28 protein-coding genes are annotated in these 23,625 nt (G+C 36.5%); 18 read left to right on the top strand and 10 right to left on the bottom strand.

All coding sequences use genetic code 11. From position 1 onward, the window contains the following. Nucleotides 1-357 precede the first annotated feature (357 nt). From B806_RS0111710 to B806_RS0111675, 8 genes are all read left to right on the top strand, one after another. Nucleotides 358-1,362, top strand: coding sequence for an adenosine kinase (locus B806_RS0111710; RefSeq protein ID WP_017403043.1), 1,005 nt, complete (start codon nt 358-360; stop codon nt 1,360-1,362). A gap of 16 nt (nt 1,363-1,378) precedes the next feature. Beyond that, nucleotides 1,379-1,687: a Rieske (2Fe-2S) protein gene (locus B806_RS0111705; protein ID WP_002121079.1), complete on the top strand. Its 309-nt coding sequence runs from the start codon at nt 1,379-1,381 to the stop codon at nt 1,685-1,687. A 25-nt stretch (nt 1,688-1,712) separates the two neighbouring features. Then, a complete protein-coding gene (locus tag B806_RS0111700) occupies nt 1,713-2,321 on the top strand; it encodes an OB-fold-containig protein (RefSeq protein ID WP_002121106.1) in 609 nt (202 codons plus the stop codon). A gap of 377 nt (nt 2,322-2,698) precedes the next feature. Next, complete coding sequence (cydP, locus tag B806_RS0111695) at nt 2,699-2,893, top strand: cytochrome oxidase putative small subunit CydP (protein WP_005073962.1); 195 nt, start codon at nt 2,699-2,701, stop codon at nt 2,891-2,893. Continuing rightward, on the top strand, nt 2,893-4,479 hold the full coding sequence (locus tag B806_RS0111690) for a cytochrome ubiquinol oxidase subunit I (RefSeq protein ID WP_017403042.1): 1,587 nt from the start codon (nt 2,893-2,895) through the stop codon (nt 4,477-4,479). The genes cydP and B806_RS0111690 overlap by 1 nt, the downstream gene beginning before the upstream one ends. Continuing rightward, on the top strand, nt 4,476-5,621 hold the full coding sequence (gene cydB, locus B806_RS0111685; RefSeq protein ID WP_017403041.1) for a cytochrome d ubiquinol oxidase subunit II: 1,146 nt from the start codon (nt 4,476-4,478) through the stop codon (nt 5,619-5,621). Before B806_RS0111690 ends, cydB begins: the two co-directional genes overlap by 4 nt. A 10-nt stretch (nt 5,622-5,631) precedes the next feature. Continuing rightward, nucleotides 5,632-5,733, top strand: a complete 102-nt coding sequence (cydX, locus tag B806_RS0111680; protein ID WP_002120988.1) for a cytochrome bd-I oxidase subunit CydX — start codon at nt 5,632-5,634, stop codon at nt 5,731-5,733. Further along, nucleotides 5,734-6,033, top strand: a complete 300-nt coding sequence (locus B806_RS0111675) for a cyd operon YbgE family protein (RefSeq protein WP_004791954.1) — start codon at nt 5,734-5,736, stop codon at nt 6,031-6,033. Between the two features lie 12 nt (nt 6,034-6,045). Here the strand turns inward: B806_RS0111675 and B806_RS0111670 are convergent, their stop codons facing one another. The 6 genes from B806_RS0111670 to B806_RS0111640 form a co-directional block, all read right to left on the bottom strand. Next, the gene (locus B806_RS0111670) at nt 6,046-6,570 is read right to left on the bottom strand and encodes a GNAT family N-acetyltransferase (protein ID WP_017386024.1); all 525 of its coding nucleotides are present in this window, start codon (nt 6,568-6,570) and stop codon (nt 6,046-6,048) included. Nucleotides 6,571-6,648: 78 nt separating this feature from the next. Next, on the bottom strand, nt 6,649-7,320 hold the full coding sequence (locus B806_RS0111665) for a DUF2057 family protein (protein WP_017386023.1): 672 nt from the start codon (nt 7,318-7,320) through the stop codon (nt 6,649-6,651). 219 nt (nt 7,321-7,539) lie between these two features. After that, a complete protein-coding gene (locus tag B806_RS0111655; RefSeq protein WP_017386022.1) occupies nt 7,540-8,136 on the bottom strand; it encodes a nitroreductase family protein in 597 nt (198 codons plus the stop codon). A 189-nt stretch (nt 8,137-8,325) separates the two neighbouring features. Next, nucleotides 8,326-9,438 carry a signal recognition particle-docking protein FtsY gene (gene ftsY, locus B806_RS0111650; RefSeq protein ID WP_005068978.1) on the bottom strand — a complete coding sequence of 371 codons (1,113 nt, stop codon included), beginning with the start codon at nt 9,436-9,438 and terminating at the stop codon, nt 8,326-8,328. 120 nt (nt 9,439-9,558) lie between these two features. Further along, complete coding sequence (locus B806_RS0111645) at nt 9,559-9,885, bottom strand: hypothetical protein (RefSeq protein ID WP_002120920.1); 327 nt, start codon at nt 9,883-9,885, stop codon at nt 9,559-9,561. A 99-nt stretch (nt 9,886-9,984) separates the two neighbouring features. Continuing rightward, on the bottom strand, nt 9,985-10,344 hold the full coding sequence (locus B806_RS0111640) for a hypothetical protein (protein ID WP_002120892.1): 360 nt from the start codon (nt 10,342-10,344) through the stop codon (nt 9,985-9,987). 216 nt (nt 10,345-10,560) lie between these two features. On the opposite strand from B806_RS0111640, the gene B806_RS0111635 reads away from it, so the two are divergent. From B806_RS0111635 to B806_RS0111625, 3 genes are all read left to right on the top strand, one after another. Continuing rightward, on the top strand, nt 10,561-10,794 hold the full coding sequence (locus tag B806_RS0111635) for a hypothetical protein (protein ID WP_002121063.1): 234 nt from the start codon (nt 10,561-10,563) through the stop codon (nt 10,792-10,794). A gap of 264 nt (nt 10,795-11,058) precedes the next feature. Beyond that, nucleotides 11,059-11,433: a DUF2750 domain-containing protein gene (locus B806_RS0111630; protein WP_005802084.1), complete on the top strand. Its 375-nt coding sequence runs from the start codon at nt 11,059-11,061 to the stop codon at nt 11,431-11,433. Nucleotides 11,434-11,577: 144 nt separating this feature from the next. Continuing rightward, complete coding sequence (locus B806_RS0111625) at nt 11,578-12,009, top strand: CBS domain-containing protein (protein ID WP_002121094.1); 432 nt, start codon at nt 11,578-11,580, stop codon at nt 12,007-12,009. Between the two features lie 55 nt (nt 12,010-12,064). On the opposite strand, the gene B806_RS0111620 is transcribed toward B806_RS0111625, so the two are convergent. Then, the gene (locus B806_RS0111620; RefSeq protein WP_017403040.1) at nt 12,065-13,273 is read right to left on the bottom strand and encodes an aspartate aminotransferase family protein; all 1,209 of its coding nucleotides are present in this window, start codon (nt 13,271-13,273) and stop codon (nt 12,065-12,067) included. 227 nt (nt 13,274-13,500) lie between these two features. Between B806_RS0111620 and grxD the strand changes: the two genes are divergently transcribed. Further along, nucleotides 13,501-13,842, top strand: coding sequence for a Grx4 family monothiol glutaredoxin (grxD, locus tag B806_RS0111615; protein WP_002120913.1), 342 nt, complete (start codon nt 13,501-13,503; stop codon nt 13,840-13,842). A 48-nt stretch (nt 13,843-13,890) separates the two neighbouring features. Here grxD and B806_RS0111610 read toward each other — a convergent pair whose 3' ends face one another. Continuing rightward, entirely contained in the window at nt 13,891-14,214 is a 324-nt protein-coding gene (locus B806_RS0111610; protein ID WP_017386020.1) for a hypothetical protein, read from the bottom strand. Between the two features lie 242 nt (nt 14,215-14,456). On the opposite strand from B806_RS0111610, the gene B806_RS0111605 reads away from it, so the two are divergent. Next, the gene (locus tag B806_RS0111605) at nt 14,457-15,356 is read left to right on the top strand and encodes a LysR family transcriptional regulator (protein ID WP_002120927.1); all 900 of its coding nucleotides are present in this window, start codon (nt 14,457-14,459) and stop codon (nt 15,354-15,356) included. A gap of 45 nt (nt 15,357-15,401) precedes the next feature. Here B806_RS0111605 and map read toward each other — a convergent pair whose 3' ends face one another. Continuing rightward, nucleotides 15,402-16,196 (bottom strand): type I methionyl aminopeptidase, encoded by a 795-nt coding sequence (map, locus tag B806_RS0111600; RefSeq protein WP_017386019.1) that lies wholly within the window; start codon nt 16,194-16,196, stop codon nt 15,402-15,404. Nucleotides 16,197-16,548: 352 nt separating this feature from the next. On the opposite strand from map, the gene brnQ reads away from it, so the two are divergent. The 3 genes from brnQ (at nt 16,549) to B806_RS0111585 (ending at nt 18,973) form a co-directional block, all read left to right on the top strand. Beyond that, complete coding sequence (gene brnQ / locus B806_RS0111595; protein WP_017386018.1) at nt 16,549-17,850, top strand: branched-chain amino acid transport system II carrier protein; 1,302 nt, start codon at nt 16,549-16,551, stop codon at nt 17,848-17,850. A gap of 189 nt (nt 17,851-18,039) precedes the next feature. Beyond that, a complete protein-coding gene (locus B806_RS0111590) occupies nt 18,040-18,459 on the top strand; it encodes a heme-binding protein (RefSeq protein ID WP_017386017.1) in 420 nt (139 codons plus the stop codon). A gap of 259 nt (nt 18,460-18,718) precedes the next feature. Beyond that, nucleotides 18,719-18,973 carry a hypothetical protein gene (locus tag B806_RS0111585; protein ID WP_005073940.1) on the top strand — a complete coding sequence of 85 codons (255 nt, stop codon included), beginning with the start codon at nt 18,719-18,721 and terminating at the stop codon, nt 18,971-18,973. 25 nt (nt 18,974-18,998) lie between these two features. Here the strand turns inward: B806_RS0111585 and B806_RS0111580 are convergent, their stop codons facing one another. Beyond that, nucleotides 18,999-19,454, bottom strand: a complete 456-nt coding sequence (locus B806_RS0111580; protein WP_017386016.1) for a hypothetical protein — start codon at nt 19,452-19,454, stop codon at nt 18,999-19,001. 141 nt (nt 19,455-19,595) lie between these two features. Between B806_RS0111580 and B806_RS0111575 the strand changes: the two genes are divergently transcribed. Together B806_RS0111575 and ptsP are read left to right on the top strand one after the other, a co-directional pair. Beyond that, on the top strand, nt 19,596-20,456 hold the full coding sequence (locus B806_RS0111575; RefSeq protein ID WP_017386015.1) for an alpha/beta fold hydrolase: 861 nt from the start codon (nt 19,596-19,598) through the stop codon (nt 20,454-20,456). Nucleotides 20,457-20,772: 316 nt separating this feature from the next. After that, nucleotides 20,773-23,625, top strand: a complete 2,853-nt coding sequence (gene ptsP, locus B806_RS0111570; RefSeq protein WP_017386014.1) for a phosphoenolpyruvate--protein phosphotransferase — start codon at nt 20,773-20,775, stop codon at nt 23,623-23,625.

Here is a 23,625-nt window from a genome sequence, read left to right as displayed (position 1 = left end):
TGAATAAGTCTCATTATAGCCTGAGTCAGCTTGAGATTGGCGAACAAAAGCCAAGTAAAATACTATGTTTTTGTTGAGTATTAGTTTTCATTGGCACTGCTTTGATATCAAGCATATAGCCATGAATGTTTTATCCTAACAGAACAAAAGCTTTTAATTCTATGTATATGATAGACATTGAATAAAAAAGCTGATCAATTTTATCTCAACGAGCTATTTGTGAGTCTAAAGAATTTTCACACAATAATATTTTTCCACTAATTTTTGATTTAACTGAATTTTATTCAACAAACTACAGCAAATCCAAGCAATGGTGTAAACTTAGCAACCTGATTTTTTTATTTTGTGACAACACATATGGCAACTGTAGATCTTTTTGCAATTGGTAATGCATTAATCGACCAAGAATTTAAAGTGTCTGATGATTTTCTTAGTCAACAAGATTTGCAAAAAGGCACCATGCAGTTGTCCGATGGCGACACTCAATCTGCTCTTTATGCGGAGTTAAAACAGCATCAAGATTATAAAGGTCAAGCAAGTGGTGGTTCTGCTGCGAATACTACTGTAGCCTTTAGTGCATTAGGTGGAAGTGCTTTTTATGGTTGCCGCGTTGGTAACGATGATTTGGGTTCAATTTATCTGCAAGGTTTAAATGAAGCTGGCATCCAAACCACTCCAAAATCAATCAGTGAAGGCGTGACAGGTACCTGCATGGTACTCATTAGTCCTGACTCTGAACGTACAATGCATACTTATTTAGGCATCACTGCTGAACTTTCTCAAGATCAAATCGACTTTGAACCGTTAAAAACAGCAAAATGGCTTTATATTGAAGGTTATCTTTCTACAAGTGAAACAGCGCGCAAAGCTGTAAAACAAGCCAGAGAAATTGCAAAAGCAAATGGCGTTAAGATTGCTTTATCTCTTTCAGATCCTGCCATGGTGCAATACGCTCGCGAAGGCTTAGAAGAGCTCATGGATGATGGCGTAGATTTACTATTTTGTAATGAACAAGAAGCCTTAATGTATACAAATACAACAACTGTTGAAGATGCTCTTGCTCAATTACGTTTTAAAAATCATACAGTAGTCATTACACAAAGTGCTAAAGGTGCTTTAGTTTCTAACTCTACTCAACATTTCCATGTGGCAGGCCGTCATGTAGAAGCCGTTGATACCAATGGTGCGGGTGATGCATTTGCAGGCGCATTCCTATACGCCCTAAACCATCATCAAGATTTGAATGCTGCTGCACAGTTAGCTGTCTTAATTTCTAGTGAAGTTGTTTCTCAATTTGGCCCACGTTTAGCGATTAATGATTATGCTAAACTTCTTGAAAATTTTCAGAAGGAATGTGCTTGAAATGGAAAGGATCTGTATGACGGAAGAAGTTCCTGAGCGTGAAGCTAGAGCTTTTGACACTTTACAAGGAACTACTATTTTCATTACACAACGTGATGGCGCATTCTATGCTTATCAAAACTTATGCCCTCACTTGCAAACAGAGCTTGAATATTTAGAAAATCAATTTCTTGATCAAGACCAAGAATATATTCAATGTTCTACCCATGGTGCTTTATTCACTGTGGAAACAGGCGAATGTATCTCAGGACCATGTTTAGGTGATTTTTTAAATAAAGTTGAGATTAAAGTACATTCAGATGGCGGTATCTATATCGTAGACTGAAGCGATCAACATTAGAGTTTCTGCCATGGCTGATTTCTTTTTCAATTATTATCTTATGCCATTTCACTTAAGTGTAGTGGCTTTGATATTACTCAGCGTGGTAGAAACCATTGGTATGTATATTGGTCTTCGTCCAAGTCAATTACTCAAAAAAATTGCGCCTGTTTGGCTTTCTAATTCACCACTACTTAACGTTAAATTTTCTAAAGCTTTAATTTTCGTTTTTTTACTTATCAATTTTAGTTTTGCAGGCTATTTTTTACAGCTCTCTTTCTTTGCAATCCAGCATTATTTTATTTCACCATTTTATTTAATCGTCCCAGCTCTTGTCATCGCAATCTTTTTTACTGTGTTCATGATTCACTGCCTTGACCAAGTAATTAAACCAAAGCTTACTCATACAAACTATAATCTTCTAGGACGCTTAGCGACAGTTTCTAGTGGTAATGCTAGACCTGGGTTTTCTGCCCAAGCGCGAGTGCGTGATGAATTCGGCCAGCTCCATTATGTTCAAGTCGAACCAGAATACGGCGAACTCGAATTATACTCTCAAGTTATCCTTGTCAGAGTACATAAAAGCCATTATGTAGCCAAGAAAATTTCTGTATCAAACGATCTTTTCGCCCCCGATTAAATTCTCACTACTACTCTATTTACTTGCTGCTTTTTGCAGGTTTTATTACGTCTATATTTATTATTTTCTTTTTAATTAATTATTTATTATTCCAACCCTTTTAGTTTGGAATATAATTTATAAATATAATATACAACCATTTTAGTTGGTATTAAATTAAAACAAACTATTTTAATCAACTTAATATTTTTATTTACAAGTGTTTTAGTAGGATTTAATAATCAACTCAAACTATTTTAGTATAGTATTTATTTTAAAATATTAAGTGATTGTTTTATATAAATTAATTATTTAAATATTCATTTAAAATATATTTAATGTTTATTTTTATTATATTTTGATTAATAATAAAATTAATATCAAATGAGGTTTAATTTATGAGCCTTAATTTTAAAAATCTTAATGGTCGTTTAGTTAAAGAAATCACTATTATTCTAATAATAAAAATAGTGCTTCTCTTAACGATCAAACATATTTGGTTTGATGCTCCCACCATCCCCAAAAATTTTGACAATCAGGTCGCCGAGCATATTGCTGGCGATAACATTTCCCACATTAAGGAGACACGTTGATGATTTCTGAAAGCGTGGTTGATCTTTCGCGGTTTCAATTTGCGATGACCGCAATGTATCACTTTCTTTTCGTCCCTTTAACTCTAGGTTTGGCATTTATCCTTGCCATCATGGAAACCACTTATGTCATTTCCGGTAAAGAAATTTACAAAGATATGACTAAATTTTGGGGAAAATTATTTGGTATTAACTTTGCTTTAGGGGTAACAACTGGCTTAACCATGGAGTTCCAATTTGGAACAAACTGGGCTTATTACTCACACTATGTAGGTGATATTTTTGGTGCTCCATTAGCAATTGAAGGCCTTATGGCATTCTTCCTCGAGTCTACATTTATTGGTTTATTCTTCTTCGGATGGGACCGTTTAAGTAAGTTTCAGCATCTAGGCGTAACATGGTTAGTCGCTCTCGGATCCAATATGTCAGCGCTTTGGATTTTAGTGGCGAATGGATGGATGCAGAACCCCGTAGGTGCTGCATTTAACTTTGAAACAATGCGTATGGAATTAGTTGATTTCGGCGCGCTTATCTTTAACCCTGTAGCTCAGGTGAAATTCGTACATACCGTTTCTGCGGGCTATGTAACTGGTGCAATTTTTGTACTTGCCATCTCAAGCTATTACTTACTTAAAAAACGTGATCTTCCTTTCGCACGCCGCTCTTTTGCAATTGCTGCCATTTTCGGTCTTGCATCTACACTTTCAGTGATTTTGTTAGGTGATGAATCTGGCTATGAGCTCGGTGATGTTCAAAAAACTAAACTCGCTGCGATCGAAGCCGAATGGGATACTCATCCTGCTCCTGCTCCATTTACTTTGTTTGGTGTACCAAACCATGAAGAGATGCGGACAGATTACGCAGTTAAAATTCCATATGCATTAGGTTTAATTGCAACTCGTTCAACAACCAAAGAAGTTACTGGTCTTAAAGATCTCATGCAACAGCATGAAGTTCGTATTCGCAACGGTATGCTTGCCTATGCCGAACTTGAAAAATTACGTGCAGGTGATCGTTCACCAGAGTTATTAGCCTCTTTTGAAAAAAATCAAAAAGATTTAGGTTATGGCCTACTTCTTAAGAAATATGCACCCAATGTAGTTGATGCAAGCGAGCAAAATATTAAAGCTGCTGTAAAAGATACTGTTCCAAATGTTACAGCGCTATTTTTCTCTTTCCGCGCAATGGTTGCCTCTGGTTTCTTAATGCTATTACTCTTCGTTTTAGCGACTTGGGCTGTAGCAAAAAGAAATGCTGAAAATAAACCTTGGCTACTGAAATATGCATTGTTGGCTCTACCGCTTCCTTGGATTGCTGCACAAACTGGCTGGTATGTAGCTGAAGGTGGTCGTCAACCATGGTCTATTGGTGAAATTCTACCAACCCACCTCTCTACTTCTAGTTTAAGTACTGGTGACGTATGGGGTTCGATTATTGCGCTAGCAGCGTTCTACACGGCTCTTTTGATTATTGAAATGTATTTAATGATCAAATTTGCTCGCTTAGGACCAAGCTCTCTACACACTGGCAAATATCATTTTGAAAAGCAAGAACCGAAAGCAGCGGTTAATGGGGAGGCCTTATCATGATTGAATATGAATTATTGAAAATCATTTGGTGGGTGTTAGTTGGCGTACTTCTGATCGGCTTTGCTCTTACCGATGGCTTTGATATGGGGTCTATGGCTCTCATGCCTTTCGTTGGAAAAACCGATAGCGAACGCCGTGCTGCAATCAATACAATTGCCCCACACTGGGATGGTAATCAGGTCTGGTTTATTACGGCAGGTGGGGCACTATTTGCTGCATGGCCAATGGTTTACTCAGTCGCTTTCTCAGGCATGTACTGGGCACTCTTGTTAGTTTTATTTGCACTTTTCCTAAGACCAGTAGGTTTCGATTATCGCTCTAAACTTGAAAATACCAAATGGCGTAACTCTTGGGACTGGGGTCTGTGCATCGGTGGTACTGTTCCAGCGCTTGTGTTTGGTGTGGCCTTCGGTAATTTGTTTTTAAGTATTCCTTTTAGTTTAGATAGCACATTACGCTCTGAATATACAGGCAGCTTTTTTGCCCTTCTTAACCCCTTTGCTCTAGTTTGCGGTGTGGTAAGTCTGTCTATGCTTTGTGCACATGGCGGTGCATGGCTCATGCTACGTACTGATGAAGCTTTAAAACAGCGCTCTGCCAAAGCCACTCAAATTATGGCAATTATCTTTTTAATTTGTTTCCTTGTAATTGGAGCATGGCTGTATTTCGGGCAAGTTCCAGGTTATAGCTATGCTGTTGCTATAGACCCAAATACTGCGCTTAACCCTTTAGCTAAAGAAGTGATTACCAATAGCAATCCAGGTTGGATGAACAATTACAGCACCTATCCAGTGACTAAAATTGCCCCTGTTCTTGCCATCTTAGGCGCAATCATTGCAATTTTTGCATCTTCAAAAGCAAAAGCAGGCTTAAGTTTTACTGGTACAAGTTTAATGATTGTAGGAGCAATTTTAACTGCTGGTTTTGCCCTATTCCCATTCCTACTTCCATCTAGTATCAATCCTAACTCTAGCTTGACGATGTGGGATGCTGTATCAAGTCACCTTACTTTAGGCGTTATGACAGTTGCTGCCTGCATTTTTGTTCCTCTTATTTTGATCTATACCAGTTGGTCTTATTACAAAATGTGGGGAGTCATCACTAACAAACATATCGAGTCAAACTCGCATAGCTTGTATTAAGGAGAAAACTATGTGGTATTTCGCATGGATCCTAGGCATTTTGATGGCATGTTTTGCGGGTGTACTCAGCGCGCTTTATATCGAACATCATCAAGATTTAGATGAGGAATAAATGATGGCAAAAGCAATGACAGCATCAAATCATCGAAAAGCTCAAGCATTTGCAATGGCCCTTTCTTTTCTGTTGGCATTGCCTCTTGCTGCAATTTTGTTGGTTTATCCTTCACTCATGCTAGATGCTAACGGGCACTACAATCATAGCCAACTTATGCTGGTGATGATTGGTATTTCTGGTGGATTTATTTACGGAGTAGGTTTCGTACCTAACTTCTGGTTATGGAAATGGCTATTTAGCCCATGGGTAGCTTGGCCTCTCATGCTTTTAGGCTATTACATCTGGTTTCTAACCTAAATTAAAAAGACCTCATCTGAGGTCTTTTTTCATTTCGATTAAATTAATAGGGACCCTTGGCACCCCTACATTTGCTTCAACCGGATATGACTGCTTATTACCCGTTTTCATATATCCACGTCTTTCATAATAAGCGATCAATTCAGAACGGACATCTAGCACATACATTAAGGCGCTGGTCAGATGGGGATCTTCTTTCAATGCATATTGCTCTGCATATTCTAAAACAGATCGACCCACTCTCATATTTTGAACTTGAGGATCAGTACAAAATGTTCCAATCTCAACCTGATTATTTTCAAATGTAAGCCCAATACAAGCAATAAGCTTGGAAGCAGAAGTTTCTGCTATCAATAATGTTGAATTCCTAAGTTGTAGTTGTGCTTCTAATTGAAACTCTGTAATACGCTGTCCTTCTACCCAATCAAGTTCTGTTGTCCAACTTCTATCTTGTTGTTCTCGATAGGACTTATTAATTAAAACTACGAGTTGTGGAATATCAGGAAATTGAGCTGAGCGGAAATTTAAATTATTCATAAAATATACTTAGGCTATTTATAAAAATTCTAAAAATAAAGCCGATATTAAATCGGCTTTATTTTAAATAGCAATAAATTAATTTGATTGTTCAGCTAACCACGCCATAAATTTTTGACGCTCAGCTTTAGAAGCTTTTTGCCAAGTTTCTACTAAACGTTGATCATTCGTTTGGGCTACGCCTGTTACAGGCATAGATATTGGAGCTGGTACAACCACCTGAACAGAAGTAGGTTTAGCAGAGGCATACACTGCCTCAGGCTGCGATTTAGATGATTTAGTCGTAAAGTCAGTGACTTTTCCTAATAAGCCCGTTGCAAACCATGGTTTTGCCTCATTGTTTGCACCAGTTTGTTGTACGATTAATTCATTATTTGCGCTGTACAAAGCCACAGTTGGTTGCTCAGCATATTTCTTTGCTTGTTCAAATTGCTTTGGTGCATCTACCATTCTGAGCTTATAAGTTTGCCCATCTTTGAGCACTGGAGTTTGAATTGTGACTACTCCAGATTTAACAATGTCATGCTCCCCGCTTAAATGTTCAAAGTATTCTTGATAGCGCACACTTAAGCTTGTTTCACCAGCATCGACTTTATAATTATTTTTAGATGAACGAAATAACCCAGAGTTGACTTCCTGACCATTCACCGCAAGGATTACAATTTCCTCTGGTGCTGTAATTGTAACTGCTGAAAATACCGAACCGCTGAGTAATAAACCAATTGCAGCAACACCTAATCTTAAAGTCATCTGTCTCTTTCTCTGTGTTTGATAAGCTATTAAATCATGAGCAATATGCAATATGATTGTGACTATTTTATGACAAAGCATTTATCGACTAATTTCTTGATTTATTATTTTGAAATATGCACTTGAATTTCATAAATTTTCATTTTATGTATTCCTCCTATTCATTCTAAAAACATAAAAAAAGCACCTAAAATAGGTGCTTTTTTAATTTCAATTAAATTAATTGAAAGTTTTAAAACGATCAGCATCATTAATAAATGCTTTTTCACCTGCTGGTGCTTCAACCGAACCAAATACTAATTGAGCACGTAATTTCCAAGTTGCAGGAACATCAAATGCTTCAGCTGCGTCTGAATCGACAATTGGGTTATAGTGCTGTAAAGATGCACCTAAACCAAGCTCTGAAAGCGCAGTCCAAGTTGCAAATTGAGCAATTGCACTTGAGTGTTCAGACCATACTGGGAAGTTGTCCGCATATAGTTCGAATTGCTCTTGTAAGCTTTTAACAACAGCTTGGTCTTCATAAAATAAAACCGTGCCAACACCCGCTACAAAGCTATCAATTTTTGCATTTGTACCAGCAAAAGCTTCTGCAGGAACAATTTTACGCAATGCTTCACGAACTAAATTCCAGAATTTAGTATGAGATTCACCGTATAGTGTCACTACACGTGAAGATTGTGAGTTAAAAGCTGAAGGACTATGTTTAACTGCTTCACGGATAGTTTCTTCAATTTTAGTGCGATCTAATGCAACGTTTTTACCAATTGCATAAATTGTACGACGGTTTTTAATTTTATCTAAGAAAGTAGACATTTTGTTATTTCCTACCTATTGATTTGACCAAGGGTCGTTGTTTGGGAATGAGTACAGTGTATTAAAGTCATTTTTCATAATCAGCATTAAAAATATGACAGTTCGTTTTATTTTCGCAACAATAATAAAAGATATACATATAAAAAAAGCTTCACGATTTAGTGAAGCTTTTTAGGGTTACTAAGCAATTTACTTATCAGTTTCAAACAGCGCAGCAACAAAAGATTTAGCCGAGAATGGTCTTAAATCATCAATTTTTTCACCTACACCAATAAAACGAATTGGCACATGGGTACGGCTTGCAATATTAAAGAGTACACCACCTTTAGCTGTTCCATCCAACTTGGTAATGGTAATACCCGTTAAACCTACAGCTTGATCAAACTCTTGTACTTGGTTAATCGCGTTTTGACCTGTTCCTGCATCTACCACCAACATAATTTCATGAGGTGCAGTTGCATCAATTTTCTGCATAACACGTTTAACTTTTTTGAGTTCTTCCATCAAGTTACTCTTATTATGTAAACGACCTGCCGTATCCGCAATTAATACGTCAATTCCTTTAGCACGAGCACTTTCAAAGGCATCAAAAATAACAGAAGCACTATCAGCTCCATGACCTTGCGCTACTACAGAGATATCGTTACGTTCACCCCAGATCTGTAATTGCTCAGTTGCTGCGGCGCGGAATGTATCACCAGCAGCCAACATCACTTTTTTACCTTCACCTTGTAAACGTTTCGCCAACTTACCAATTGTTGTAGTTTTACCCACTCCATTTACCCCAACCATCAAAATCACATAAGGTGATTTATTAGGGTCAATATGTAATGGCTTAACACGTGGAGCCAACAAAGCAACTAACTCTTCTTGTAACGCTTTATATAAAGAGTGGGAATAGATCAAATCACCACGAGCTGTACGCTCTGTTAAATTGGTAATGATGGTTTTAGTTGCTTCAACACCAATGTCTGCAACCAATAATTGCTCTTCGACTTCTTCAAGTAACTCATCGTCAATTTCCTTTCCGCCAATCAAGATATTGACCATACCATCAGCGAAATTACGACGAGTTTTGGTTAAGCCTTCTTTCATCCGGCCAAAAAAACCAGTTTTTGGTTGTTCAGCCGCTGTTCCTGTAGAAGCTACTTCGTCTTTGGCTACTTCAATATTTTCTTGTGATTTAGCAGGAGATTCAACGATGGGAACATCGATAGCAGGTAAATTAGGTAATGTGACATCGTCATCACCGATCTCAGCATCTATCAAGAATTTATTTTGCATATTCGATTGTTGCTCCATGCGGATTCCTTGAAAAGCAGCGCGTTTAAAAAGATAAAGTTTAGCATAAATTCAAAATTTTGCCTGCCACAATAGTGCTCAAAAAGCTTTGGAAACCAAGATTTAGCCTGATTACCCTATTTACTGAGTATCTTCCTGAGCAAGTGCTGGATATTGTCTAATATGAGCACCTTCAAATTGATATGCATGCATTAACTTTAAATACTCTGCTCTATGAATTTCTGATTGAGCTATTAACAGCTCAGCCATATCCTGAGTTTTAGGATAAGTAGCTTGATGAGAGAGTTGTATAATTCGTTGATATTGTTCCGGACTAATAGGCCGAAGTAATGCTAAATATGACAGCACAAAAATACAGCCAATGACAATAACCACAAATAGGTTAAAACATTGATCAACTTTTAACTCAGATTTTAATTTAAGAAAATTTTGTTTGAATATGAGCATGACCTACCTCGAATTAGTGTAGTGTAGGGTTCAATACTCATAAGCACAAGATCAAACATCCAGTAAGGCCAAGAATCGTACCTTACTGGATAATAATACTTAGCTTATTAGTGAACGAATGACGGAAAAGTATAAAATTGCTGCAATAATCACCAAGACTAAAAACATCGCAAAAATACTTAACCCTTCTTCAGCATCGGCTGGATGCAATTCGTCTTCGTCGGCAATTTTTCTCAGTTCACCATCATAAACTTGATAAAACCAGTTTTTTTGTGCAGGTTCCAAATGCCGTGCAAAGTCAAATACTCTTTTGCGCTGAGCAAGACAATAATCCCCTAAATGGATCTCTTGATGAAAGATCGCTTCATCTAATAGTTTACGATGATAATGGGCTAGTTCTATGATTTGTTCCTCTCTAGGTGGAGTATCAAAAACAAAGCCATCGATAGTATTTGTCATATTTTATTCTCCTTGTCTTTTATTCTCATATTGATTTTACTCAAAATTATTTGTGAATAATGTTTAATCATGTATCCTAATAGTGAATTAACTGGTATGCACCAATAGTTGACAAATCCATTAATTTGTAATATTAGTTTAATAATTCTAAGTTAAATTAATTTAAAGGCAGTGGCCTTTAGAAAAAGTAATCATAATTACAATAAGGAGTTTTCTATGATTCAACGTATCTCTCATCATGATTTAGAACATGTGTACGCAACTGCAGTAAACACAATTCACTCTCAAATGAATTTTCAGGATGCAGTTGCACAGTTAGAAGAAGTTGCTCGCGCTGGGCACGGTAAAGCTGCTCTGTTTTTAGCAGAATTGTATTATCAAGGTTTCCGTGTTGAACGTGACTCACTTAAAGCACAATATTGGCAAAAGTTAGCCACAATGCAAGCATAAAGAAACGTCACCTAGGTGGCGTTTTTTTTTATCCCTGTAAAAAACCAAAGTTATCTATTTATTTACAGCCTTGCTTCGCCACTTCAGTCGTGGCTCAGGTAGCGTTTTTACGCTGTAAAAATTTTCTGTAAATATAATTCACAAAGTAAAGGACATGAATTTCACAGCTGGAATATTTGTTTACGATTTGATACCAGTTTAAACTGAAATGTCATCTGATTTTTTTATAATAAGCAAGACAAGTTAGAACCTTTAAAATTCACAATGAAAAGTTTAAGTAATCTACAACCGGTTTCAAGAGACTTGATGATTAAGATTTATATTTTAAGAACCATGATGTATTGCGGGGTTCTTTGGGGTTTATTTCATCAAGGATGGGCAATTAAATCAGATCAAGAAGACTTTATTTTTCCTTTTTGGCTTAATGGCTTACAGGCACATCGCTACGCAAAAGAGCATTGGCCACATTACAAACCAAGAAGAATTACACCTAAAGATTTCCATGAGTCTTTATTACCAACTTTAACTCGACTCAACGTCACTCCTGCTTTGTTTAATTCATCTCATAGAAAATTAAAGTTATCTACTCAGCAAATGCAACATTTCTTTTTCAAACATCCGAATTGGCAAGGAGCGTAAACTTTTCTTTAGATTCTTAATCTCTATTAGAATGCTTTTTGAACGTTTGAATGTAAAACTTGTATTTGAATGACTATCCAGTCTTTGCATTTTTATAAAATCAAGCTAATTTAAAACAAAATGATAAAACACAGGACAGAAGAAATGACAATCGTTGCACAAGTAATCAAGAACAAAGCAGAGCAAGATATTTTTACAATTTCTCCAGAAGCCACTGTCCTTGAAGCAATTAAGATTATGGCGGATAAAGGAATTGGTGCGCTCGTCGTAGCTGAGGGTGAAAAAGTTGTCGGAATTTTGTCTGAACGTGACTACACGCGAAAAGTAACGCTTATGGAACGTTCATCATATAGCACTACAGTCGCTGAAATTATGACATCCAAAGTACTTACGGTAAGCCTAAACAATACAGTTGAAGAGTGCTTACAGCTTATGACAGATCGTCACTTACGCCACCTACCTGTATTAGACAATGAAAAACTAGTTGGATTTATTTCTATTGGCGACTTAGTAAAAGCTGCGATGGAAGATCAAAAAAACCTCATTGAACAATTAAAACAGTACATCTCTGGTTAATTATTTCATATAAAAAATGGGCATTTATATGCCCATTTTTTATTGATGTAAAAACTTAAAGATAGTTATTAATTAAAGCAACTAAACGCTCTAGCAAGTCATCAGCCTGTGCTTGAGTCATGTTAATTGGTGGCAATAAACGCACTACTGAACCAGCTGTAACATTAATAATAAGCTTATGTTGATCACGAGCAATTGCAACGAGCTCAGCACAGTCTTTAGGCAATTGAATACCAATCATCATACCAAAGCCACGTACTTGCACATCTTTATGTGCCAATTGCGCACGTAATTGATCAACAATATAACCACCAACAACTGCCGCGTTTTCTACAGCATTCTCTTTTTGGATTGTATCAATTACTGTATAAACCACACGAGAACCTAGCACTGTGCCACCATAAGTAGACCCATGGCTACCAGGTCCTAATAAGCCAACAGCTTTACCTTGGGTCATTACCGCTCCTACTGGAAAGCCATTACCAAGTCCTTTCGCAGTCGTCAAAACATCAGGCACAATGTTTGTATGTTGATAAGCAAAATACTTACCGGTACGGCCGTTACCTGTTTGGATTTCATCTAGCATCATTAGCCAGTTATGTTGATTACATATGGTGCGGACTTCTTCAAGATAGCTAAAGCCTTGAGGTGCTGTATTAATACCACCCTCACCTTGAATAGGTTCAATTAAAATCGCAACAATATCTGGGTGCTGCAAAGCAGCTTCTTGAATTGCTTCTACATCACCAAATGGCACACGAATAAAATCATTGGTTAAAGGAGCAAAACCATCTTGTACTTTCTTATTACCAGTAGCTGAAAGTGTTGCTAAAGTACGACCATGAAATGATTGCTCTGCCACAATTATCTTTGGGGAGCTTACACCTTGTTGAGTACCAAATTTACGAGCAATTTTAATGGCGCCTTCATTTGACTCTGCACCACTGTTTGAAAAGAAGATCTCTTCCATCCCTGAAACTTCAGCAAGCTTCTGAGCAGCTGCCGTTTGCCAAGGAATCTCAAATAAGTTACTCGTATGCACAAGTGTTGCAGCTTGTTCAGCAATTGCTTCTGCAATGACTGGATGCGCATGACCTAAACCACATACAGCAATACCGGTTAAAGCATCTAAATACTCTGTGCCATCTTCGGTATATAGATATGCCCCTCGGCCTCGTACAAAACTGATCGCTTGGCGACCATAAGTAGCCATTAAATGTGATGGTTGATCAGGTTGTATTGGAGCTAGGGTAATATCATTCATAACGAACTCTGTCTGTATGAGGTTTTAAGAAGGGTTTATATAAGCAAAAACTGGCTCTGATGAAAAGTCTCATCACTCATTTATCTAAAATTTCGTCCGCTTTTTACTATCGCTTCGGTTTATACAATAAAATATTGAATATTCAATGCAACTTTAAGTAATCAGGTGGTTTGCAAAGCGATGTAAACACCCCCTATAATGCTGCTAGATTAGTTGAGGATCTCTTTATGACTGAACAAGCACGTGATACTGAAGCGTTAATCCGCGATCAAATTGCGAAGCATCCCGTTTTACTTTACATGAAAGGCACTCCACAGTTTCCACAATGTGGTTTCTCTGCACGTGCTGTAGAGGCGCTCAGTCAAATTGGTCGTCCATTTGCATATGTAAATATTTTGGAAAACCCTGATATTCGTGCAACCTTACCAAAAATTGCGAACTGGCCAACATTCCCGCAACTTTGGGTAAATGGCGAACTTATTGGCGGTAGCGATATCATGCTCGAAATGTTCCAAAATGGCGAATTAAAACCATTAGTTGAACAATATAGCGCAGCGCCAGAAGCGTAAATAATAAAAAAGCCAATCAATAGATTGGCTTTTTTATATTCTCAATTTTTAACGATCACTTACCCCGACATAGCGAAATAAACTTTCCACACCTAAATCAGATTTTAAAATAATTAGATTTTCATAAGTTGTTGTCGTAAGAGCTTCAAAAATATTCATATTCGGATCTTCGTGCAACTCATCCACATTTTGATCCATACACTCTTCAAATCGATCAGCAATAAATTCAAACCCCAAATCCATAGCAATAAATAAAGTATGTTCACATGGCTGAATATATTGTTCTTGCGCCCAGTCAATTATTGCTTGTTTGCAAAATGGACATTCAATATTCGCAGAAGCATCGTTAAGTTCAATTAATTGATAGTGCATTAGATTTGAAAAGAATAGAAAATTGTAGTGTAAAAGAAATTAATTGAAAGTTCTAGAAAAGGCTAGAACCACCCATCAAAAAACACACAATAAAATTACATTGTAATGACAATATAATTTTAAATTTTCGGTTAAAGGAAATATCTTAATATATGTTTTAATTACAAAAAATTTAGTTTAAGAATTATCGTTGCAAAAATAATAATGTAAAATCATGGTTGTTGCAGAAATAGGATATTTTAATGCTCACTGATCTTGATGATTTTTATTGTTTTGCTCTCGTCGTTGAGCATGGTGGTTTTAGTGCCGCTGAGCGTGTAACGGATATACCAAAATCAAAACTAAGTCGACGCGTATATAGCCTAGAAGAAAACTTAGGCGTTCGCCTGATTCAACGCAGCTCTCGTCATTTTGCTGTTACAGATATTGGGATGGATATTTATAGACATGCTCAAGTCATGATGAATGCTGCACAAGCTGCTCATGATTTGGTTGATCATCTAAGCATTCAACCTAGAGGTGTTGTAAAGGTTAGTGTTCCTGTTGATATTGCTCAAAATCAACTGCCTAAAATTTTGCCTGCTTTCTTAAAAAAATATCCAGAAATTCGTTTGCAACTTATGGTCAGCAATCGTCGAGTAGATGTCATTAATGAAGGAATTGATATTGCTTTACGTGTTCGCTCAAAACTAGATGATGATCCAAGTTTAGTTCTTAGACAGTTTGCACTTATTGAACAGAGTCTATTTGCAAGTCAAGCATATCTAAATGAATTTGGAGATATAAAAAATCCAGAACAACTTAGTGAGCATCGTATTTTAAGTTTGTCTGAAGAGCATCTTGATCAACAATTCCTTTTGCATGGTCCAGACAATCAGCAAAAGAAAATCAAAGTCAGCCCTATCGTAATGGGTACAAATATCCATATGTTGGCGCAATTAGCGAGTCAAAACTGTGGAATCGCTTTACTACCAGAGAGCGCAGCAGAAGATTTTCTAAAATCTGGACAGCTTGTACAAATTTTACCGGAATGGAAAGCTCCTCACGGTATATTACATGCCGTATATCCATCACGCCGAGGGTTACTACCTGCTGTACGCGTGTTTATTGATTATTTGGTAGAACATCTTTCTGAGCATTAAAATGAATTTAAAAAAAGTTCGATAATTATCGAACTTTTTTTATTTTTAAATTACAGGATAGTTTCCTACACCTTCAGGCCAAGGTGTTAAGAGTTCAAAGCCAGTGTCAGTTACAGCAACCATATGTTCCCATTGCGCAGATAACGAAAGATCTTGAGTAATAACTGTCCATCCGTCATTTAATTCTTTAACCTGTGGTCTACCCGCATTAATCATCGGTTCAATTGTAAAAACCATACCTTTTTTTAATACTAAGCCTTGGCCGCGCTGCCCATAATGTAAAACATTAGGTTGTTCATGATAAACCTTACCAATCCCATGACCACAATATTCTCGAACAATACTATACCCTTCTCGATGAGCAACTGACTGAATAGCATAACCAATATCGCCTAGTGTAGCTCCTGGCTTAACAGCATGAATCCCAGCAACCATCGCTTCATAAGTTGTATCAACCAGTTTTTTTGCTTGCGGGTTTACATCACCCACAAAATACATGCGGCTCGTATCACCAAAATAGCCATCTTTAATAATTGCGACATCAATATTAATAATGTCGCCATCTTTTAAAATCTTATTCGGTGAAGGAATTCCATGGCAAACTACTTCATTTACTGATGTACATATTGTTTTAGTAAAACCATGATATCCTACATTCGCAGGAATAACTTTTAAAGTATTTACAATATAGTCATTACACAGGTTATCTAAATATTCCGTAGATACACCCGGTTTAATATATGCCCCTATCATTTCTAAAACTTGTGCAGCCAAGCGTCCAGAAACTCTTAACTTTTCCAGATCTTGTTCAGTTTTTATTGTAACAGTAGAAGCTCTCATTCAGTTTTACCCTCGTAGACACTGCTTTTACCACGCCTACAAAAATGTAAGTTAATTTAGAATATTCTAGAACGGATATAGGATAGGCTGGAAGCATTAAATGCCCAAATATTCAACATTCATAATAGAAATTCATACTTTTATTTTTGCATAATTTCTTTAAAAAGTCAGAGGCAAAAAATGATTTCCTAATTTCTTTCAATGGTTTTTCAAATACATACCTTAACCAATTGATATTTTTAATATCTATTAAAGGTTTTTATGCTCTGAAAAAAATCTTTTTCACATAAAATACCGCTTGATCATGATCTCTTTTGCTCTAAAATTCCTTCTTTTTTATTAATTTTAATTTATGCAACATCTTCGTACTGGAGATATTATTGCCCTAGGTTTTATGACCTTTGCTCTTTTTATTGGGGCTGGCAATATTATCTTTCCTCCCATTGTCGCTCAACAAGCCGGTGATCATGTATGGCTAGCCGCTATAGGCTTTTTGATTACTGCAGTTGGTCTACCCGTAATTACCATCATGGCACTCTCTCGTATGCAGGGTTCCATTGAAATTATTAGCTCTCCTCTCGGTCGAGTAGCAAGTCTGATTTTAACCGTTGTTTGTTATTTATCAGTAGGCCCTTTATTTGCTACTCCACGTACAGCTACTGTTTCTTATGAAATTGGTTTTTCATCTTATTTTGGAACATCAAGTAGTAGCCTTTTAATTTACAGCGCAATTTATTTTTCATTTGTAACTGTAGTTTCACTTTATCCAAACAAGTTATTAGATACTGTTGGCCATGTGCTTGCTCCCCTAAAAATTATTGCTTTAGCAATTTTAGGTATTGCAGCAGTTATTATCCCAGCGGGTTACGTCCCTGCTCCAATCAACCATTACGTTGAATCTCCAGTTTCGGAAGGTTTCGTAAATGGTTATCTCACTATGGATACTTTAGGCGCACTAGTATTCGGTATCGTAATTATTCAAGCGATTTATTCGCGTGGTGTTACCGATAAAAAATTAGTCACTAAGTATGCGATTATTGCCAGTCTTATTTCTGGTGCAGGTCTTACTCTAGTCTATTTAAGCCTATTCAAATTAGGTGTAGGTAGTCATGAAGTAGCACCAAATGCAGCAAATGGTGCTGTAATTTTACATGCATATGTTCAACATGCTTTTGGCAATATGGGTTCATTATTCTTAACTGGCCTAATTTTTCTAGCATGTATGGTGACAGCGATTGGCTTAACTTGTGCTTGCGGTGAGTATTTTGCTCAGTTAACTAAGTTGCCTTACAAACTTTTAGTATTCATTTTAGTTGGTTTCTCTTTCATTATTTCTAATCTTGGATTAACCAAACTTATTGCTGTATCAGTACCTGTTTTAAGTGCAATTTATCCACCAGCAATTGTTGTGATTATGCTGAGCTTCTTTTGGAAATTTTGGCACAAACCTTCTTTTATTGTCGGTTCAGTAACAAGTATTGCTTTAATTTTCGGTATTATTGACGGTATTAAAGTTGCTGGTTTTGGTGATTATTTACCTGCATTTCTTCAACATTTACCTTTAAATGAACAAAACTTAGCTTGGTTGATCCCATCTTTAGTTGTTCTCGCAATTACCGTAATTATCGACAAAGTTAAATTTAAAAACATTTAATCTAGTGTCTATTTTGAAATCGAGTTTTACCCAAACATGATTTTATATATTGAATAAAATGCTGAGTTTACCCAACCGGCATTTTATTTCCACACTACTTTCAATGACAAATCAACTATAGATATAATCAGTTTTTACTGTAAAATTACACTAAAATAATTTTTAGCTTACTAGGAAAGAAGAGCAACAATGAAAATTAAATATTACCTAACACAAGCAGATGCAGAGTTTTTAATGGAAGAAGCTCAAAAATATGCAATTGAACACAACTTTAAAGTCAGTATCGCTGTTGTTGATGAAACAAGTTCTCTACTGTTGATGAAGCGTTTAGATGGTGCTTCACCTTTATCCTCACATTTATGTTTAGAAAAAGCAAAATGCTCTTCAATATCAGGTAGACCTTCAAAATTTTATGAAGAACTTCTGCAAAGTGGACGCTTAGGTTTTTTAAGTATGCCTAGTGCTCAAGGAATGTTAGAAGGTGGAAAACCAATTATTTATGACGGACAAATTTTAGGGGCCATTGGCGTTTCTGGTGTCCAATCTTTTGAAGATGCAGAAATTGCTCAACATGCGATTGATACATTTTTAAAAAAACAAAATAGCTAACCTGAAATGATAGAAAAGAGAAATTATTACACTTTTCATTAAAATATTTTCTCTTTTCTAAAATATTAAGTATTTTATACAAAAATATTTAATATTTACTTTTTTAATACCTTAACCATTTATAAACATAGAGTTTTTTATAAAACTGTTCAAAAAATTTTCTATTCACTATTGAATTGAATTAAAAATAGAAGTACAACATTAAACTTATTCTTGACTAAAACATTCGGTTTTAGCGCAACCACAAGGAGGGATGGAGATGTTATCATTACATTTCAACAAACAAGTCTTCATTAACACTCTGAACAGCAAAGATTCAGTTGTTTATGGAGTAACACCGCTTGCTCTTATGCTGACTTTACTGTTTCAAGGTATGATTAAAGGAAATCTGAAACCCGAATACTTTATGTATGCGATGGTTGTTTCTTTCATATTTTGTGTGTGGGCCTTTGTCGACCATAAGATGCGAAAACTAGCTAAAAGACGTCTTAGTCAACAAAACTTGAATACTTAAAAAATGGATGAGCAATCATCCATTTTTATACATCCAAAAATAAAAAAATTGTTCCGATAACTAAAATAGTTGTAGCTAATAATTCAGTCAAAATTAATCCCACCATCATTAAAGTAATCATCCATGAAGGTAAGCTAAAACGACCTAGCTTGTGAGGACGTTTGAATTGATTTGTTGTGTCCTGTAAATAGCCATGTATGATATAAACCAGAATTGAAAAACTAAAAAATAGAATATTTGCGAACACACACCATAAAGTAATATTTTCATTTAAAACAGTAAAATAGCTTAATACAGCTAAAATTAGGCTAGCAACTGCATATAACAAACTACTTCGATGAGCGATATCCACATAATAATGAGCACGACTTAATTCTGAACGGCGTATTTGCCAATATTTCCATACCCCAGTTAACATCCCTATCCATAAAAATATGCCACTAAACACAATTGCGAGCTGTACAGCTTTTGGTAAATCCATATTTTTTCCAATTATTTGTTTTATTCAAATTTAATGAGCTATATAACATAAATATTGACTTTATAGTCACATTTTAACCAAGTTTCGTTTTAGAACTCGTGTAAATTAAAGATATCAATAAACCAATCACTACGAAATATTATGGATAACACTTTTGAATCATTTTGGATGACCTGTAAAGATGGTTATCAACTTGCTGCACATTTTTATCCAGCTCAATCCCCAAAATCAGTAAATCCCGTGTTGATATGTCCTGCAACAGGTATTACTAAAAACTTCTATCACTCTTTTGCTACATGGTTAAGCGAACAAGGATATGACGTATTAAGCTTTGATTTCCGTGGAATTGGAGGCTCCTTACACGGGTCTTTGAAGCAAAGTACAGCAAGTATTAATGATTGGGGAGTTCTCGATATTCCTTGCGCAATTGATACGTTATTAGAAAAAACTAAAGCTGAACAAGTTACCCTTCTGGGCCACAGTGCTGGTGGTCAGTTATTAGGAATTGTTCCTAATTTTCATAAAGTAGCAAAAGTTATTGCGGTCGCAGGTTCCACTGGCCATGTAAAAGGTCTTAAAGGTAAAACAAAGTTTTTAGCACCAGTAATGTTCAATATCATCTTTCCAATTTCTAGTGCTTTTAAAGGTTATGGTGCTACTCAATTTATTGGAATGGGAGAAAACTTACCTAAAAAAGTCGCCCAACAGTGGCGAGAATTTTGCAGCCATCCTGGCTATGTGAAAAATGCTATAGGTAAAACAGTCCATCATGATTTTCATAGTGAAATTATCTGCCCTATTACTTCAATTTGGGCAAGTGACGATGAAATTGCAACCGAGCGTAACGTTGAAGATTTATTAAAACTTTATCCTAATGCACCTACAAAAATGCTAGAGCTAAATCCCATGAAACTTGGGCATAAATCAATTGGGCACATGCTAATGTTTAAAAAATCACATCAAAACTTATGGTCACTCCTAGAACAGGAAATCCAACACTAATCTATTGATCTTTTACTTTTGCCTCTATACCCGTAATCCGGTATAGAGGTTTTTTTTAATATTAATACCCACTTCTTTTATAAAGTTAGTTTATTAACCTAATAATTATCATAAGAAATCAAAATATATTAACCACCTATTCCTTTGTATTAAAAACAAGCACTTTTTACGTAAATACGTCGATATAGCTTTAAAGTTCTGCTATCGTTATTTATACGAAGCTGTTGTTTAAAAACGGTTAAACTAACCTATTTTTAATACTAACAGCTTCTTTTTTTCTGTTTAGCTAAACCAAAGAAATTGTTCAAGGATAAGTATGCTAGCACTAGAGCCTCGACATATTCATATGAATCAACATGCTGTTGATAAAAAGCATGCATTACAGTGTCTAGTAGATATATTGGTAAAAGATGGGTTAGTTACACCTGACTACATTACAGGACTCATCAATCGGGAACAACAAAGTGCAACCTATTTAGGTCAAGGCATTGCTATTCCCCACGGCACACCCCAATCGCGCGAATTTATTCTAGAAACAGGTATCCGTTTAGCTCATTTTCCAGAAGGAATTATATGGGATGGTGAAAACAGAATTTATTTAGCTGTTGTTATTGCAGCAAAATCTGATGAACATTTACAAGTTCTACAAATATTAACTCGAGCTTTAATGCATGATGTAAGTGAACAGGTAAAAAATGCTAAACAACCTGAACAAATTATTGAAATCTTACAAGCTCAACCATTATCTTTAACTTTACATGAGAATTTAATTCAAACTGAAATTGAGTCTCAAGATATTGAAGATTTATTTTGGTCTGCATCTCAGATTTTAAAAAAACACAATTTCGTAAAGTGCGGTTTTCTAAGTTCACTTGACCCTGATCAAGTTATTCAACTACAAGATCAAATCTGGTCTATTTCAAGTAGTAAGTTTGTTCAACAACCAGCGATCAGCATTGTAAAACCTCGCCATGCTCTAGAGCTAAACGGAAAAAAATTAAACACACTAGTGTGTATAGCTGCCAATGAGCAATTAGATAGTCAGAGATTTAATCGACTGATTGACATTCTATTTAATCCAGAGCAAGTTGCGCAATTAGACCAAACACAAGCACCAAATGAAATTGCTAAAATCATTGGTGCAGATGTTATTCCAGATTGGCCTCACCGTTCGGTTGTATTAGCCAATGCCCATGGATTACATGCTCGACCAGCAACTCATTTAGTGAACTTAACCAAAAGTTTTCAAGGTGATATTCAGGTCGCAGTAGATGACGGAAATTTTGTTTCTGCTAAAAGTTTGACACGCCTCTTGGCTTTAGGTTGTAAACGTGGCCAAACTTTACGTTTCATTGCCGAACCAGAAACGGATGCAGTTGAAGCTTTAGATAAAGTTATTTTGGCAGTGCAACAAGGCTTAGGTGAAGAAGTTGAACCTATACAATCTTCAGACATTAAAATTGAGCAATCTAGTGAAATCCCAAGCCATTCAAAACCACTTAGCTCAAATACAGGAATTGCTGCTTCAAGCGGTTTAGCTTTCGGACCTGTACATGTAATTAAGCCAAAGGTTTACCAATATGAACGTATGGGCTTAAGTGTCAAAATAGAAAAAGAAAAACTTGATATTGCGCTTCATGCTGTTAAAAACAATATTCACCAAGTTATTGCAAAATCTGAAGTGGCTGAGATTAAGCAAATCTTCCAAGCACATTTGGAAATGCTTGACGACCCAGATCTGATTAATGGTGTTTATCAAAAAATTAACTTAAATCTTTCTGCCCCTGCTGCATGGCATGAACATATTGAGGCAGCAGCCAAAGAGCAAGCAGCTTTACCAGATCGATTACTGGCTGAGCGTGCTACAGATTTACGTGATATTGGTGATCGCGTTTTGGCTCAACTTTGCGGTGAGGTCATCATCGAAGAACCTAAAGAACCTTATATACTGATCATGTATGACGTAGGACCAAGTGATGTAGCCCGACTTAATAAAGATCGTGTAGCAGGTATTTTGACAGCTGTAGGTGGTGCAAGCGCTCATAGTGCTATTGTTGCTCGTGCTTTAGGTATCCCTGCAATTGTTGGGGCTGGTGATCAAGTACTAGATATTGAGCAAAAAAGTTCTCTTTTAATTAATGGAGATACTGGAGCTTTTATCTTAAATCCCAATGCTCAACAAATCGAACAAGCAAAACAAGAACGAGAGCTTCAGAAAAAAATTCGTGAAGAAGCTGAACGTCATAGCCAAGAACCTGCAATTACTTTAGATCAACATCAAATCGAAATTGCTGCCAATTTAGGAAAAGTTCAAGCAACAGCCCATGCGGTAGAATGTGGCGCTGAAGCAATTGGCCTACTCAGGACTGAGCTTGTTTTTATGGCGCATAGTAGCGCTCCGAGTGAAGCTACCCAAGAAGCAGATTATCGTATTGTTTTAGATGCTCTAGCGGGCCGCCCTCTCATAGTACGTACGCTAGATGTAGGTGGTGACAAACCGCTTCCTTACCTTCCAATTGCTGAAGAAGAAAATCCATTTTTAGGTCTAAGAGGTATCCGTTTAACGCTAAGACAGCCTGAATTGTTGCGTCAACAACTTATTGCTTTGCTTAAAGCTGCAGATGATCGTCCTTTACGAATCATGTTTCCAATGATTGGCCGTGTGGAAGAATGGCGTGCTGCAAAAGCTATTTTTGATGAAGTTAAAGCTGTACATCCATGCACCAACTTACAAGTTGGTATCATGATTGAAGTTCCTTCTGCTGCTTTACTTGCACCTATTCTCGCGAAAGAAGTGGACTTTTTCAGTATCGGAACAAATGATTTAACTCAATATACTTTAGCTATTGACCGTGGTCACCCTATCCTCTCGGCTGAAGCAGATGGCCTCCACCCAAGTATTTTGCAATTGATTGATCAAACTGTAAAAGCTGCACATAAGTATGGCAAATGGGTTGGTATATGTGGTGAACTCGCAGCCGATCCAAAAGCTGTGCCTATTCTGATGGGCTTAGGAGTAGATGAGCTTAGTATGTCACCGAATAGTATTCCTTTGGTTAAAGCCCAAATTCGTACACTTAACTACAGCCAGGCTCAAGTGTTTGCTAAGCGTGCACTTGAATGTGATAGCGCTACTGCTGTACGTCAGTTATCCGAACAAGAAATGTAA

This window comes from Acinetobacter sp. TG2027, assembly GCF_000302435.1.
GTDB lineage: Bacteria > Pseudomonadota > Gammaproteobacteria > Pseudomonadales > Moraxellaceae > Acinetobacter > Acinetobacter pittii.
The sequence above is the reverse complement of the archived record's forward strand: the minus strand, read 5'-3'. Positions and strand labels throughout refer to the sequence as shown.